The following is a 14538-nucleotide window of genomic DNA, read 5'->3' as shown; positions in this document are numbered from 1 at the left end:
CCATTCCGAACCCGGAAGCTAAGCCTGCCAGCGCCGATGGTACTGCACTCGACAGGGTGTGGGAGAGTAGGACACCGCCGGACATACTTTCAGAAAGGCCCCCAACACAGTTGGGGGCCTTTCGCATATTCACAGCGGAGTCTCGAGCTACGGGTAGCCCGTCCGGAGATCATGGCAGGATCATGGACAGGTAGGCCCGGCGGATCGGCTGCCGGTAGGAGTTCGGAAGGGGATGCGATGGTGGTGCTGTCGGCACCGGCGTCGGTGGCATCGAGCGGCCTGCCCGCGGCCCGCCGTACTGGCTGGCGCCGATTCCTGCTGCCGGTCACCTACGCCTATGTGGCCGCCCTCGTCGCGGTGACGGTATGGCTGTCCACCATGAACGACACCACCGAAACCAGGTTCGTACTGCACGTCAGCACGAATCTGCACAATCTGGTGCGCGGCCACTACGGCACCCTGTTCTCCAGCGCCTTCGTCATCGGCGACACCGAGGTCGCGCTGCTCATCATCCCGCTGCTGCTCTCCCTACTCGCCCTCGCCGAGCTGAGATTCGGCGCCTGGCAGGTGATTCGGATCTTCCTGGCCGGGCATATCGGCGCCACGCTTCTAGTGGCGCTCGGCCTGTGGGTGGCGGTCGAGGCCGGGTGGCTGCCGATGGCCGTCACGCGCGCCGAGGACGTCGGCATCAGCTACGGCGCCCTGGCCCTGATCGGCGCCTTCTACGCGGTGCTCCCGGCCCGGTGGCGACCTACCTGGGCCATCACCTGGCTCGCCGTCGCCGTGGCGGGCGTGGTGATGGGCCGGACCTTCACCAACGTCGGTCATCTACTGGCTGTCGCCATCGGTCTGGCGGCGGGCTTCTGGGCCCTGCGCATCGGCCGTTTCGCGCTGCCTAAGCTGACCCGGTACGAAACCGGGCTGCTGATCGTCGCCGCGGCGCTGGGATATCTGCTGCTCGTGGGCTGAATAACGGATCGGCGCGGCACTGGCCTAAAGTGCCTGGGGTGCGCCTCGTGATTGCTCGCTGTCAGGTCGACTACGTGGGTCGGCTCACCGCTCACCTCCCGATGGCCCGTCGCCTGCTGATGATGAAGGCGGACGGCTCGGTGCTGGTACATTCCGACGGCGGCTCCTACAAGCCGCTGAACTGGATGAGTCCGCCGTGCTGGCTGGAGGAACGCGAAACCGATTCGGACACAAGCAAACTCTGGGTGGTGACCAACAAGGCCGGTGAGGAGCTGCGGATCACCGTCGAGGACATCGAACACGATTCCTCGCACGATCTGGGCGTCGATCCCGGCCTGGTGAAGGACGGTGTGGAGGCGCATCTGCAGGAGTTGCTGGCCGAGCACATCCACACCCTCGGCGAGGGCTACAGCCTCATCCGGCGCGAATACATGACCGCCATCGGACCCGTCGACATCCTGTGCCGCGACGCCGCGGGCGCGACGGTGGCCGTGGAGATCAAGCGCCGCGGCGAGATCGACGGCGTCGAACAGCTCACCCGCTATCTGGAATTGCTGAACCGCGACCCGCTCCTGGCCCCGGTGACCGGCGTCTTCGCCGCCCAGCAGATCAAGCCGCAGGCCCGCACCCTCGCGACCGACCGTGGAATTCGTTGTCTGACGCTCGATTACGACGCCCTACGGGGCACGGAGAGCGACGAATTCCGGCTGTTCTAACCTTGGGATCATGCCCCGCCGGAGACCGCGCCCCAGCCAACCGGCGCGGTTCTCCCGGGAGCCGCGCCCGCTCGGCGACGTTTTCGGCCGGACCGAGGACGGCCCGGGCGGGGACGAGACCTACAAGGTGCGCACCATTCCCGGCAGCCGCGCGACGAAGACCTATCGCTGCCCGGGTTGCGACCACGAGATCCTGCCCGGGGTCGCTCATATCGTCGCCTGGCCCGCCTACGGCGGAGAGGACGATCGACGCCATTGGCACACCGGGTGCTGGAAGGGCCGCCACACGCGCGGCATCACCCGCCGCTGGTCCTGATACCGCACCGACATAAGGAAGGCCGCCCCCGAGAATCGGGGGCGGCCTTCGCAACGGATGGTGTTTGTCGCCCGGGTGGGTTCGGCGTGCTAGCTCGAGACTTCGGCGTTCTCGCGCTCGTCCGCGTCGACCTCGTCCTCCTCGGAGTCGGCCTTGGCGTCCTGGATCGCCTTCTGACGGTTGGCGCCGGACTGCTTACCCGACAGCGAGCGCTGCTCCGGAGCGCCGTCGAGCAGCTCGCTCTCGCGGTTGACCGCGGCGAGCATGGCCGGAACCGAATCGAGCTGGCCGCGAATTCCCAAGAGCTGGGCCAGAACTCGACCGCGCAGTACGCGCATCTCCTCGGCCAGCTCCTTGGCGTGCGCGATCTTGCGCTCGGCCTGCTGAGTGGCGGAGGTGACCAGACGGTTGGACTCGTCGGTCGCGTCCTTGATGCGCTGGGCGGCCTCGGCGCGGCTGGTGGCCTCGAGCTCCTCCATGGCGCGGGTGAGCTTGGTGCGCCGCTCGGCCATGGTGACCTCGAAGTCCTGCTGCGCGGCCTTGCGCTTGGCCTCGGCTTCCTTCGTGATGCGGTCGGCCTCGGCCTGGGCGGCCTCGACGATCTTGGTGGCCTCGGCGCGGGCGTTGGCGAGGGTCTGCTCGAACTCGACCTCGAGCGCCTCGCGCTTCTCCTTGGTCTCGGCGAGCAGCGACTCGTACTTGCCACGCATCTCGGTGGCCTGCTGCTCCGCGATCGAGATCATCTCCGCGGCCTCGGCCTGGGCCTGCGCGCGGACCTCGGACGCCTCGTCGGAGGCCAGGCGCAGCATCCGGGAGATGCGGTCGCTCATGCCCTCCGCGGTGGTGGGCGGCACCGACAGGCGATCGACTTCCTTGCGCAGTTCGTCGATCTCGTCGCGCGCGTCTTCCAGCTGGGCGGCCAGGTTTCGGGCCTGAGCCGCGGCGGCATCGCGGTCGGTGGCGGTGACCCTCAGTTCGGCGTCGAATCGGTCGAAGTAATTGCGTACTTCGTCACGGTCATATCCCTTCCGGACCACCGTAAAGGGCAACGCGACGAAGCGATTGCGATCGGGCTCAGTGGACGACATGCCCCACAAACTACAGCCTACCGACCGACCATGGTGACCCGACCGCGAATGTAGTTACGACAAGTTTCCGCGGTCGGATTGCGGTACTAGTGAGTAGGATTCGCCGAGGGTTCCACGAGCTCGATGAGCACACCTCCAGCATCCTTCGGATGCACGAAGTTGATGCGTGAACCCGCGGTTCCGGCCCGGGGCGCCTCGTACAGCAAACGAAGGCCACGCGCACGCAGATAGGTTGCCACGGCGTCGATATCGGTGACCCGATACGCCAGTTGCTGCAGACCCGGGCCATTGCGATCGATGAACTTGGCGATCGTCGAATCGGGATTCAGCGGGGCCAGCAACTGCAGAGCAGTCGAGTCGTCGCCCGCGCCCGGCAGCGACAGCATCGCCTCGTGTACGCCCTGGGCCTCGTTGACCTCGCGATGGGTCTCGACCATGCCGAGGTGTTCGGAGTACCAGGTGACGGCGGTGTCCAGGTCGGGAACCGCGACGCCGACGTGGTCGACGGCGATCACGTAATCGGCGGGGATGAATTCGGACGTTTCGGTGCTGCTCACCCCTTGAACGTAGCGCGCACCTGCATGGTCGTGCCGGGAGTACACCGGTTACCGTGGAGTACGAGGCGGCCTGGCCCGTCGACGGCGTTCTGTGAAATCGAGAAACGAGGTTCATCGTGACCACCACCTCCGTCATCGTCTCCGGCGCGCGCACCCCGGTCGGCAGGCTGCTGGGTGGGCTGAAGGATTTCAGTGGCTCGGATCTGGGCGGGTTCGCCATCAAGGCGGCGCTGGAGAAGGCCGGGGTGGCGCCGGAGCAGGTCGACTACGTGATCATGGGTCAGGTGCTGACCGCCGGTGCGGGTCAGATCCCGGCGCGGCAGGCGGCCGCGGCCGCGGGCATCCCGATGGACGTTCCGGCGCTGACGGTGAACAAGGTCTGCCTGTCCGGCATCAACGCGATCGCCCTCGCCGATCAGCTGATTCGCGCCGGTGAGTACGAGATCGTCGTCGCGGGTGGTCAGGAGTCGATGACGCGGGCCCCGCATCTGCTGGAGAACAGCCGCGAGGGCTTCAAGTACGGCGATGTGACCATGCGCGACCACATGGCCCTCGACGGTCTGTGGGACGCGTTCACCGATCAGGCGATGGGCGCGCTGACCGAGGCTCGCAACGATCAGGACCAGCTCAGCCGCGAGGAGCAGGACGCCTTCGCGGCGGCCTCGCACCAGAAGGCCGCGGCCGCGTGGAAGAACGGCGTCTTCGACGACGAGGTCGTGCCGGTGGCCGTGCCGCAGCGCAAGGGCGATCCGATCCTGGTGACCCAGGACGAGGGCATTCGCGCCGACACCACGGTCGAGACGCTCGCCAAGCTGCGCCCGGCCTTCCGCAAGGACGGCACCATCACCGCCGGTTCGGCCTCGCAGATCTCCGACGGCGCGGCCGCGGTGGTCGTGATGAGCAAGGCCAAGGCCGAGGAGCTGGGCCTGAGCTGGATCGCCGAGATCGGCGCCGCGGGCGTGGTGGCCGGTCCGGATTCCAGCCTGCAGGAGCAGCCCGCCAACGCCATTGCCAAAGCCTGTGCGCGTGAGGGGATCTCGCCCGCCGATCTGGATCTGGTGGAGATCAACGAGGCGTTCGCCGCGGTCGGCATCGCCTCGACCCGCAAACTGGGCATCGATCCGGAGAAGGTCAATGTCAACGGCGGGGCCATCGCCATCGGCCATCCGATCGGCATGTCCGGTGCGCGGCTGGTGTTGCACCTGGCGCTCGAGCTGAAGCGTCGGGGCGGTGGGATCGGTGCCGCGGCCCTGTGCGGTGGCGGCGGCCAGGGTGACGCCCTCATCATCCGGGCCTGATGTGGCATAGAACACAGAACTACATGGTGTCGTAGACCTGCGGCACAATGGCTGCCATGGGTGAATTCTTCGACCTGAGCACGGTCGGCAAGCGCGTCCGGTTGTTCGGCGTCCTCGAGGCGGTGTCCTGGGTGCTGCTGCTGACCGGCTCGGTGCTCAAGCGGCTGCCGGATCCGATCACCTGGCCGGTGATGGTGTTCGGGATGCTGCACGGCGTGCTGTTCATCATGTTCGTGCTGAGTCTGCTGCTGGCGTATCGCGAGTACGAGTGGCCGGGTAAGACGCTGCTGCTCGGCCTCGTCTCGTCGGTGGTTCCGTTCACCTCGCTGTGGTTCGAGCGCTGGGCCGGGCGCAGCGGGCAGTTGGGCGAGCTGAGCCAAGCCCCGGCACCCGCGCCCGCCGGTTCGTGACAAACTGGAAGTCGTGACTCGACCTGCTGCACGTCGCCCTTCGCCCGCCGTCGCCGCCGCTATGTCCGGTGCGGTGGATCTGTCCGCTTTGAAACAGCCCGCGGCCGCCGCCGGTGACGTTCCGAGCGGCCATGCGGTCACCGAGGCCGATTTCGAGACCAAGGTGCTGCGGCGCTCACTCGAGGTGCCGGTCGTCGTCGCCCTGTACTCGCAGCGCAGTCCGGGCAGCGTGGAATTGGTGAGGCTGCTCGAGAAGCTGGTCTCCGAGGGCGACGGCAGCTGGGATCTGGCCACCGTCGAGGCCGAGCCGAATATGCGCATCGCGCAAGCGTTTGGAGTGCAAGGCATTCCGACCGTGATCGCGGTGGCCGCGGGTCAGCCGCTGGCCGACTTCCAGGGCGCCCAGCCCGAGCCGCAGGTGCGGCAGTGGCTGGCCGCCGTGGTCGATGCCGTGCGCGGCCGCCTGCCCGGCGTCGGTGACGAGGCCGCCGCCCCCGAGGTCCCCGACGATCCCCGCTTCGTGGCGGCCGAGGAGGCCATCGAGCGCGGCGACATCGCCGCCGCCGAGGCCGCGTACGAACGCATCCTCGCTGAAGAGCCCGCCAACCAGGAGGCCAAGGCCGCGCTGCGCCAGCTGCGCTTCTACACCCGCGCCCAGGGTCTGCCCGCCGACGCGATCGCTCGCGCCGACGCCGCCCCCGACGATATCGACGCGGCCTTCGCCGCCGCCGATATGGAACTGTTCAACCAGCAGCCCGAGGAAGCCTTCACCCGCCTGATCAACCTGGTCAAGCGCACAGCGGGCGACGACCGCAATCGCGTGCGCACCCGGCTGGTGGAGCTGTTCGAGCTGTTCGACACGGCGGATCCGATCGTCGTCGCGGCGCGGCGCAAGCTGGCGACTGCGCTCTACTGACGGGTGCCCCGTGGCCCGGCCTGGCGGCCGGGCCACGGGGTGGAAGTTCTGAAGCTATTCCGGCGCAAGCCACACGGCGCTGTTGGGGGCCAGTGTCACTGCGGCGGAGTGTGGTCGGCCGTGCCACGGGTGATTGGTGGCTTCGATGCTGCCGAGGTTGCCGATTCCGCTGCCGCCGTAGGCTTGCGCGTCGGTATTGAGGATTTCGCGCCAGCGTCCGCCGGTGGGCAGGCCCACGCGGTAGTCACGATGTTCGGCGCCGGAGAAATTGCAGACGCAGGCGATGGTCGAACCGTCGGAGCCGTGGCGGAGGAAGGCGATCACGTTGTTGGTGCGGTCGTCGGCCTCGATCCAGGCGTAGCCGCCGGGCGAGGTGTCCTGGCTCCACAGCGCGGGGTGGGCGCGGTAGGTGGTGTTCAGATCGCGCACCAGCGCGCGGATGCCGTCGTGCAGCGGGTTGTCCAGTTCGTCCCAGTCCAGTCCGCGGTCGTGCGACCACTCCCGGAACTGGCCGAAATCCTGTCCCATGAACAGCAGCTGCTTGCCTGGATGCGCCCACATATACGCCAGCAGCGCGCGCACGCCGCAGGCCTTCGCCCAGTCGTCGCCGGGCATCCGCGTCCACAGCGTGCCCTTGCCGTGCACGACCTCGTCGTGGCTGATCGGCAGCACGAAATTCTCACTCCACGCGTACACCATCGAGAAGGTGATCTCGTTGTGGTGCCAGCCGCGGTGGATCTGGTCGCGGCCGAGATAGCCGAGCGTGTCGTGCATCCAGCCCATATTCCACTTCATCGTGAAGCCGAGGCCGCCGACGTCGGTCGCCCGGGTGACGCCGGGCCAGCTGGTGGATTCCTCGGCGACGGTGACCACACCCGGATGATGTTTGTGCACCGTCGCATTCATCTCCTGCAGGAACGCGACGGCCTCCAGATTCTCCCGCCCGCCGTGCACATTGGGCTCCCAGCCGCCCTCCGGGCGCGAGTAGTCCAGATACAGCATCGAGGCCACCGCATCGACGCGCAGCCCGTCGATATGGAACTCCTCGATCCAGTACAGCGCGTTGGCCACCAGGAAATTGCGCACCTCGTACCGGCCGAAGTCGAAAACGTAGGTGCCCCAATCCAGCTGTTCGCCCCGCCGCGGGTCGGCATGTTCGTAGAGGGCGGTGCCGTCGAAGCGGGCCAGCGCCCATTCGTCGCGCGGGAAATGCGCCGGAACCCAGTCGAGCAGGACGCCGATTCCGGCCCGGTGCAGTCGGTCGACGAAGGCGCGGAAATCGTCCGGCGTGCCGAACCGTGCGGTCGGCGCGTAGTACGAGGTGACCTGATAGCCCCATGACCCGCCGAACGGATGCTCGGCGATCGGCAGTAGCTCGACGTGCGTATAGCCCTGGGCGAGAACGTATTCGGCGAGCCGATCGGCGGCCTCGCGGTAGCTCGGGTCCGGTCGCCAGGAGCCCAGGTGGACCTCGTAGATGCTCATCGGCGCGCGGGTGGGGTCGGTGCGTTCGCGCTCGGCCAGCCAATCCCGGTCCTGCCACTGGTATGTGCTCTCGGTGACCACCGATGCCGTCGCCGGAGGTGGTTCGGTGGCGAAGGCCAGCGGGTCGGCGTGGTCGACGGTGCGACCGTCGGCGCCGTGCACCCGGAACTTGTACTTCGCCCCGGGGCCGATACCGGGAACGAACAGCTCCCAGATCCCGGAGCCGCCCAATTTCCGCATGGGGGCGCTGTTTCCGCTCCACCCGTCGAAATCGCCGATGACGCTCACCCCGCGGGCGTTGGGCGCCCACACCGCGAACGAGGTGCCCGAGACCTCGCCGTCGAGGGTGGTGTAGCTGCGCGGATGCGCGCCGAGCACATCCCACAGCCGTTCGTGGCGGCCCTCGCCGATCAGATGCAGATCCAGCTCACCGATGGTGGGCAAAAAGCGGTAGCCGTCGGCGTCGAGTACGGTCTGGCCGCCCGGGTAGGAGACGACGAACCGGTAGTCCCACAGCTCGGTGAACGGGACGACGCCCTCGAAGACGCCGTGCGCCACATGGACGAGCGGATAATCCTTTTCACCGATCCGTGCCGCCACCGAATCCGCATGGGGCCGAAGGGCTCTGACGACCGTGCCGTCGGGATGCGGATGCGCGCCGAGCACGGTGTGCGGATCCGGATGGGTGCCAGCCGCCAGCAGCATGAGGTCGCGGCGGTTCACGAGAACGTCCTCCGGTACGCCAGTTCCGTCCGCGCGCTCGCGGACACCGGCGGCAGCGCGAGGATGTGCGAGACGGCGTGGACCGGATCCAGGCGGACGTAATTCGTTTGGCCCCAGTGGTATTCCTCGCCACTGACCTCGTCGTACACCACCGGGTGGTCGTGCCACTCGCGGCCGATGGCGGGCATGTCCAGCGACACCATGCCCTGCTCGGGACCGTAGGGATCGAGATTGACCACCACGAGCACCGCGTCACCGGTGACCGGATCGACCTTCGAGAACGCCAGTAGCGCGTCGTTGTCGACGTGATGGAAGGCGATGCAGCGCAGCTGCTGCAGCGCCGGATGGGCGCGACGGATCTCGTTGAGCCGAGTCAGCCACGGCTCCAGGGATTCTCCGCGCGCGGCCGCCTCGGCGAACGGGCGCGGGCGCAGCTCGTATTTCTCCGAGTCGAGGTACTCCTCACTGCCCGGGCGCACGGCCTGATGTTCGAACAGCTCGAATCCGGAATAGACACCCCAGGTGGGCGCCAGCGTGGCGGCCAGCACCGCGCGAATGGCGAACATGCCCGGCCCACCGTGCTGCAGGCTCTCGTGCAGGATGTCCGGGGTGTTCACGAACAGGTTGGGCCGGGCCTGATCCGCCTTGGCGGCGAGCTCGAGGCCGAACTCGGTGAGCTCCTGCTTACCCGTTCGCCAGGTGAAATACGTGTAGGACTGGGCGAATCCGCGCCGCGCCAGCCCGTAGAGCCGGGCCGGTCGGGTGAACGCCTCGGACAGGAAGAACACCTCCGGATCGATGCGGCGCACCTGCGCGATCAGCCACTCCCAGAAGTCGACCGGCTTGGTGTGCGGATTGTCGACGCGGAAGATCTTGACGCCCAGGGAGACCCAGTGCCGGACCACGCGCAGCACCTCGGCGTACAGACCGTCGGGATCGTTGTCGAAGTTGAGCGGGTAGATGTCCTGGTACTTCTTGGGCGGATTCTCCGCGAACGCGATCGTGCCATCGGGCCGGGTCGTGAACCACTCCGGATGCTCGCGCGCCCACGGATGGTCCGGTGCGCACTGCAGGGCCAGGTCCAGCGCCACCTCCAGTCCGAGTTCGCGTGCGGTGGAGACGAATTCGACGAAATCCTCCTCGGTGCCCAGCTGCGGATGGATGGCGTCGTGGCCACCCTCGTCGGAACCGATCGCCCACGGTGAGCCAACGTCGTCCGGTTCGGCGGCCAGGGAGTTGTTGCGGCCCTTGCGGTTCACCCTGCCGATCGGGTGAATGGGCGGGAGATAGACCACGTCGAAACCCATGGCGGCGATGCGATGTAGCTCCTTGGCGGCGGTGGCGAAGGTGCCGTGCACCGGTCGGCCCTCGGCGTCACGACCGCCGGTCGAGCGCGGGAAGAACTCGTACCACGACCCGTAGAGCGCCCGCTGCCGCTCCACCAGCACCGAGAACTGCGGTCCACGGGTCACCAGTTCGCGCAGCGGCGTCTCGCGCAGGATCTCGGTGACCTCCGCACTGAAGGCGGGGGCGACCCGGGCGGGGAGCTGGGCGTCGTTGCGCAGCGCCGCGGCGGCCGCGCGCAGGCGCTCCCACTGCCGTTTGGGCACGTTCTGAGCGGCCCGATCGAACAGCCGCGCGCCGACCTCGAGGTCGTTGGCCAGATCCGCGGCGCTCTGACCCACGGCGAGCTTGGCCTCGACCGCGGCCCGCCAGGTGGCGATGGGGTCGCTCCAGCCCTCGACGCGGTAGGTCCACAGGCCCGGTTCGGTGGGGATGAAGGTCGCGTTGAACACATCGGGCTCGAAATCCGGCGCCATCCGGATCCGCCGCAGCCGCGTGCTGCCCGGTGCGCGCACCGCGAGCGTGGCTGCCACCGCGTCGTGTCCCTCGCGCCACACCACGGCCCGCACCGGGAACACCTCGCCCACCACCGCCTTCGCGGGGAAGCCGCCGGGTATGGCGGGAGCCGTGTCATCGATGGCGATCCGACCGCTCACGAGATCAACCGTACCGGCACAGCGGCTCCGACCACGAACGCAGCGCGAGTGGGACCGGCAGGGCCAGGACAGGACCCGGTCCGGCGTGGAACTCTGGTGGACGGGACCGCAACTGGAGGAGGGTTCTCCGTTCGGTGCCCACACCTGACCGTGATGCGCGAGGAGATATCGATCATGACTGCTGTGCAAGGTCTTTCGGTGGATGTGCCCACGCCGGACGGGGTCGCCGACGCGTATGTGGCGTACCCGGACGACGGCGCGGCACACCCCGGGGTCCTGCTCTATATGGATGCCTTCGGCCTGCGCCCGGCGCTGCTGCGGCTCGTCGACCGGATCGCCGAGCATGGCTACACGGTGCTGGCCCCCAACCTGTTCTACCGCCACGGCCGCACGCCGGTATTCGAGTTGCCGGAGTTCATCGACTTCCAGCAGCGTCCCGACCTGTTCGGCACGATCATGCCGCTGGTGCACGAGCTGACCGCCGAGGTCATCGTCCCCGACGCCGGGGCCTACCTCGACTGGCTGGCCGCCTTCGACCGCACGGCCCCCGGCCCGTTCGGCGCCACCGGCTACTGCATGGGCGGCCGCCAGTCCCTGCGCACCGCCGCGGCCTATCCGAACCGCATCGCCGCCGCCGCGGGCTTCCACACCGGCGGCCTGGTCACCGACGGCACCGACAGCCCGCACCTCGACGTCGCAACCGTACGTGCGGAACTGTATTTCGGTCACGCCGACGAGGACCCGTCCATGAACCCCGACCAGATCGAAACCCTCGACAAGGCCCTGGCGGCGGCCGGGGTCCGCCATCGCACCGAGGTCTACCGGGGCGCCCAGCACGGCTACACCCAGTCCGACACCAGCGCCTACAACGCGGAGGCCGACGAGCGGCACCTGCGTGAACTACTGGCCCTGTTCGAACGCACACTGCGCTGACGTGTCGAACCGCCTGTCGGCGAAGGACTCTCGCCGACGGGCGGCCCTCGCGGTCGCCCGTGCAGTACCGTCCGTCGGAGAACCCGACTTCGAGGGGATCTCATGACCCAGCCGTGGGCGACGATCATTGCCGGGGCGTTGGCCGTATTGGCGGCTTCGATCGCGTTGGGCGGGGTGCTTTATACGCAGCGGGCGGTCAAGCGGGGTGCGGAGCTGAAGTTTCGGCGGCAGTACATTCTGGACACGCTGGGGAAGGCGGCAGGGGATCTGGCGAAGGTCGCGCACGCCCTGCGCACACTCGACGGGGTGCGCAGGCCCGGGATCGAGCGACGCTGGCCAGCGTCGAGACCGCACCGACGATCTTCGCTCTGGAGGCCCTGGGCCTGGAGTCCGCCGATGCGCTCAACGCCGTGTGGAACTTCATGGAGACCAAATTCGCCGAGCAGGGGAAGGTGCGGCTGACGAGGGGGAGGAGAAGGAGGTCGGGGGCTGATTCTGCGGGCGCTGAATGCGCTGTCCAGGGACGGGAAAGCGGTGCTCGCGGTAGTGTCGACACAATGAAGGCATTGCGTCGATTCACCGTCCGTGCCCATCTGCCCGAGCCGTTGGCGGCGATGACCGAGTTGGCTACCAATCTGCGGTGGTCGTGGCATGCGCCTACGCAGGATTTGTTCGCCGAGTTGGATCGGGAGCTGTGGGGCGAGGTGGGGCACGATCCGGTGCGGATGCTGGGGGAGGTGCCCGCGGTGCGGCTGAACGAGTTGGCGGGTGATGCCGGATTCGTGCGGGCCGTGGAGGATGCGGCGGCAGACCTGCGGGACTATCTGACGCGGCCGCGGTGGTTCGATCAGCAGAACGGCGGGCCGCGGTGTATCGCGTACTTCTCGATGGAATTCGGCGTCACCGAGGTGTTGCCGAATTACTCTGGGGGACTGGGGATTCTGGCGGGGGATCATCTGAAGGCGGCCTCGGATCTGGGGTTGCCGCTGATCGGGGTGGGGCTGCTGTATCGCTCCGGGTATTTCCGGCAGTCGCTGACGGCCGACGGGTGGCAGGCCGAGCGCTATCCGGATCTGGATCCGCAGGGACTGCCGCTGCGCCTGCTCACCGAGGAGGGCGCGCCGGTCCTGATCCACGTGCCGATGCCCGAGGGACGGGTGCTGCGGGCGCGGGTGTGGGTGGCGCAGGTGGGCCGAATTCCGTTGCTGCTGTTGGATTCCGATATCGCCGACAATGATCCGGAGCTGCGCGCGGTCACCGATCGCCTGTACGGCGGGGATCAGGATCATCGCATCAAACAGGAGATCCTCGCGGGGATCGGCGGGGTCCGGGCGGTGCGCGCCTACACCCATGCGAACGGTCTGCCCGAGCCGGACGTGTTCCATATGAACGAGGGCCACGCGGGTTTCCTCGGTATCGAGCGGATTCGCGAATTCATGGCCGCCGGACTGGATTTCGATGCCGCGCTGGCCGCGGTCCGGGCCTCCACCGTCTTCACCACCCACACCCCGGTGCCCGCCGGTATCGATCGTTTCGCCGGGGGACTGGTGCGCCGATACTTCGGCGGCGCGCACGGTGAGCGGGAATCGCCACTGCTGCCGGGTGTTTCGGTGGACCGGATCCTGGCGCTGGGCCGCGAGGCCGATCCGTCGGTGTTCAACATGGCCCATCTCGGACTGCGGCTGGCCCAGCGCGCCAACGGCGTATCCCAGCTGCACGGCGAGGTGAGCCGGGCGATGTTCGCACCGCTGTGGCCGGGTTTCGACGCCGCGGAGGTGCCGATCGGCTCGGTCACCAACGGTGTGCACGCGCCCACCTGGGCCGCGCGCGAATGGATCGACAAGGCACGGGAATTCGTCGGGCCCGAGCTGGTGGAGGAGGCGCGCGGCTGGGAGCGGCTGCGCGATGTCGATCTCGGCGAGCTGTGGTCGACCCGCAACGCGCTGCGCGGTCTGCTGGTGGCCGAGGTGCGCCGCCGGTTGCGCGCGTCATGGCTCGAGCGCGGTGCGGCGCCGGCCGAATTGGGTTGGGTGGATGAGGTTTTCGATCCCCGCGTGCTGACTGTCGGCTTCGCCCGCCGGGTGCCCACCTACAAGCGGCTCACGCTCATGCTGCGCGATCCGGACCGGTTGCGTTCCTTGCTGCTACATCCCGAGCGCCCGCTGCAACTGGTGGTGGCGGGTAAGAGTCATCCGGCCGACGACGGGGGCAAGGGGCTGATCCAGCAGGTGGTCCGCTTCGCCGACGATCCGGCGGTGCGCCACCGCATCGTCTTCCTCCCCGACTACGACATGTCCATGGCCCGCTATCTGTACTGGGGCTGCGATGTGTGGCTGAACAATCCGCTGCGCCCGCTGGAGGCGTGCGGTACCTCGGGCATGAAGGCCGCGCTGAACGGCTCGTTGAATCTGTCCATCCGCGACGGCTGGTGGGACGAGATGTACGACGGCGAGAACGGCTGGGCCATTCCGACCGCCGACGGCGTGCGCGACGAGCACCGGCGCGACGACCTCGAGGCCGCCGCCCTCTACGAGATGCTGGAACGTTCGGTGCTGCCGCGCTTCTACGAGCGCGACCGCGACGGCATGCCGGTGCGCTGGATGGAGATGGTGCGCCACACCCTGCAGACCCTGGGCCCGAAGGTGCTGGCCTCGCGCATGGTACGCGACTACGCCGTGCAGTACTACGCCCCGGCTTCGGCCGCGTATTCCGCTGTGACGCGGGATGATTTCGCCGGGGCCCGGGAGATCGCGGAGTATCGCCGCCGCGTCGAATCGGCCTGGTCGCATGTGAAGGTGATCCAGGTGGACAGCTCCGGCCTGCCCGACACCCCGGTGATCGGCGCGACGCTGTCGCTGCGCGCCCGCATCGATCTCGGCGGCCTCACCCGCGACGACGTGGTGGTGCAGGCCGTGCTCGGCCGCGTGTCGCAGGACGACGACCTGTCCGATGTCACGACGGTGTCGATGGAACATGCCGGAAGCGATTCCGGGGCAGAGGTTTTCACGGTGGAGACACCGGTGCCGCTGTCGGGTGCGGTGGGCTACACCGTGCGCGTGCTGCCGCGCCATCGGCTGCTGTCGAGCGACGCCGAACTCGGCCTGATCGCCAGCCCGACGCCCTAGCC

12 protein-coding genes and 1 rRNA gene are annotated in these 14538 nt (G+C 68.2%); 9 read left to right on the top strand and 4 right to left on the bottom strand.

Going from position 1 to position 14538, the window contains the following annotated elements; genetic code table 11:
• From rrf to NDR87_RS32355, 4 genes are all read left to right on the top strand, one after another.
• Positions 1-83: ribosomal RNA gene (gene rrf, locus NDR87_RS32370) — 5S ribosomal RNA — on the top strand; the annotation flags it as partial.
• 154 nt (positions 84-237) lie between these two features.
• Positions 238-969: a rhomboid-like protein gene (locus tag NDR87_RS32365; protein ID WP_251917649.1), complete on the top strand. Its 732-nt coding sequence runs from the start codon at positions 238-240 to the stop codon at positions 967-969.
• Positions 970-1007: 38 nt separating this feature from the next.
• Positions 1008-1685 (top strand): endonuclease NucS, encoded by a 678-nt coding sequence (gene nucS / locus NDR87_RS32360; RefSeq protein WP_251917648.1) that lies wholly within the window; start codon positions 1008-1010, stop codon positions 1683-1685.
• 10 nt (positions 1686-1695) lie between these two features.
• Positions 1696-2001, top strand: a complete 306-nt coding sequence (locus NDR87_RS32355; RefSeq protein ID WP_251917647.1) for an ATP/GTP-binding protein — start codon at positions 1696-1698, stop codon at positions 1999-2001.
• Positions 2002-2090: 89 nt separating this feature from the next.
• On the opposite strand, the gene NDR87_RS32350 is transcribed toward NDR87_RS32355, so the two are convergent.
• Positions 2091-3089: a hypothetical protein gene (locus tag NDR87_RS32350; RefSeq protein WP_251917646.1), complete on the bottom strand. Its 999-nt coding sequence runs from the start codon at positions 3087-3089 to the stop codon at positions 2091-2093.
• An 86-nt stretch (positions 3090-3175) separates the two neighbouring features.
• Positions 3176-3646 carry a methylmalonyl-CoA epimerase gene (gene mce / locus NDR87_RS32345; protein WP_251917645.1) on the bottom strand — a complete coding sequence of 157 codons (471 nt, stop codon included), beginning with the start codon at positions 3644-3646 and terminating at the stop codon, positions 3176-3178.
• 116 nt (positions 3647-3762) lie between these two features.
• Between mce and NDR87_RS32340 the strand changes: the two genes are divergently transcribed.
• From NDR87_RS32340 to NDR87_RS32330, 3 genes are all read left to right on the top strand, one after another.
• Entirely contained in the window at positions 3763-4944 is a 1182-nt protein-coding gene (locus NDR87_RS32340; protein ID WP_251917644.1) for an acetyl-CoA C-acetyltransferase, read from the top strand.
• Positions 4945-5000: 56 nt separating this feature from the next.
• Positions 5001-5354 (top strand): DUF3817 domain-containing protein, encoded by a 354-nt coding sequence (locus NDR87_RS32335; RefSeq protein WP_251917643.1) that lies wholly within the window; start codon positions 5001-5003, stop codon positions 5352-5354.
• 61 nt (positions 5355-5415) lie between these two features.
• A complete protein-coding gene (locus NDR87_RS32330) occupies positions 5416-6270 on the top strand; it encodes a tetratricopeptide repeat protein (RefSeq protein WP_251917664.1) in 855 nt (284 codons plus the stop codon).
• A 54-nt stretch (positions 6271-6324) separates the two neighbouring features.
• Here NDR87_RS32330 and glgB read toward each other — a convergent pair whose 3' ends face one another.
• Together glgB and NDR87_RS32320 are read right to left on the bottom strand one after the other, a co-directional pair.
• The gene (glgB, locus tag NDR87_RS32325) at positions 6325-8460 is read right to left on the bottom strand and encodes a 1,4-alpha-glucan branching protein GlgB (protein ID WP_251917663.1); all 2136 of its coding nucleotides are present in this window, start codon (positions 8458-8460) and stop codon (positions 6325-6327) included.
• A gap of 14 nt (positions 8461-8474) precedes the next feature.
• Positions 8475-10478 (bottom strand): alpha-1,4-glucan--maltose-1-phosphate maltosyltransferase, encoded by a 2004-nt coding sequence (locus NDR87_RS32320; protein ID WP_251917642.1) that lies wholly within the window; start codon positions 10476-10478, stop codon positions 8475-8477.
• Between the two features lie 174 nt (positions 10479-10652).
• Here NDR87_RS32320 and NDR87_RS32315 point away from each other — a divergent pair, with 174 nt between their 5' ends.
• On the top strand, positions 10653-11411 hold the full coding sequence (locus tag NDR87_RS32315; RefSeq protein WP_251917641.1) for a dienelactone hydrolase family protein: 759 nt from the start codon (positions 10653-10655) through the stop codon (positions 11409-11411).
• A gap of 557 nt (positions 11412-11968) precedes the next feature.
• Positions 11969-14536, top strand: coding sequence for an alpha-glucan family phosphorylase (glgP, locus tag NDR87_RS32310; protein ID WP_251917640.1), 2568 nt, complete (start codon positions 11969-11971; stop codon positions 14534-14536).
• Positions 14537-14538: the final 2 nt, after the last annotated feature.

This window comes from Nocardia sp. CDC159 (assembly GCF_023740735.1).
GTDB classification, from domain to species: Bacteria; Actinomycetota; Actinomycetes; order Mycobacteriales; family Mycobacteriaceae; genus Nocardia; species Nocardia pulmonis.
The sequence above is the reverse complement of the archived record's forward strand: the minus strand, read 5'-3'. Positions and strand labels throughout refer to the sequence as shown.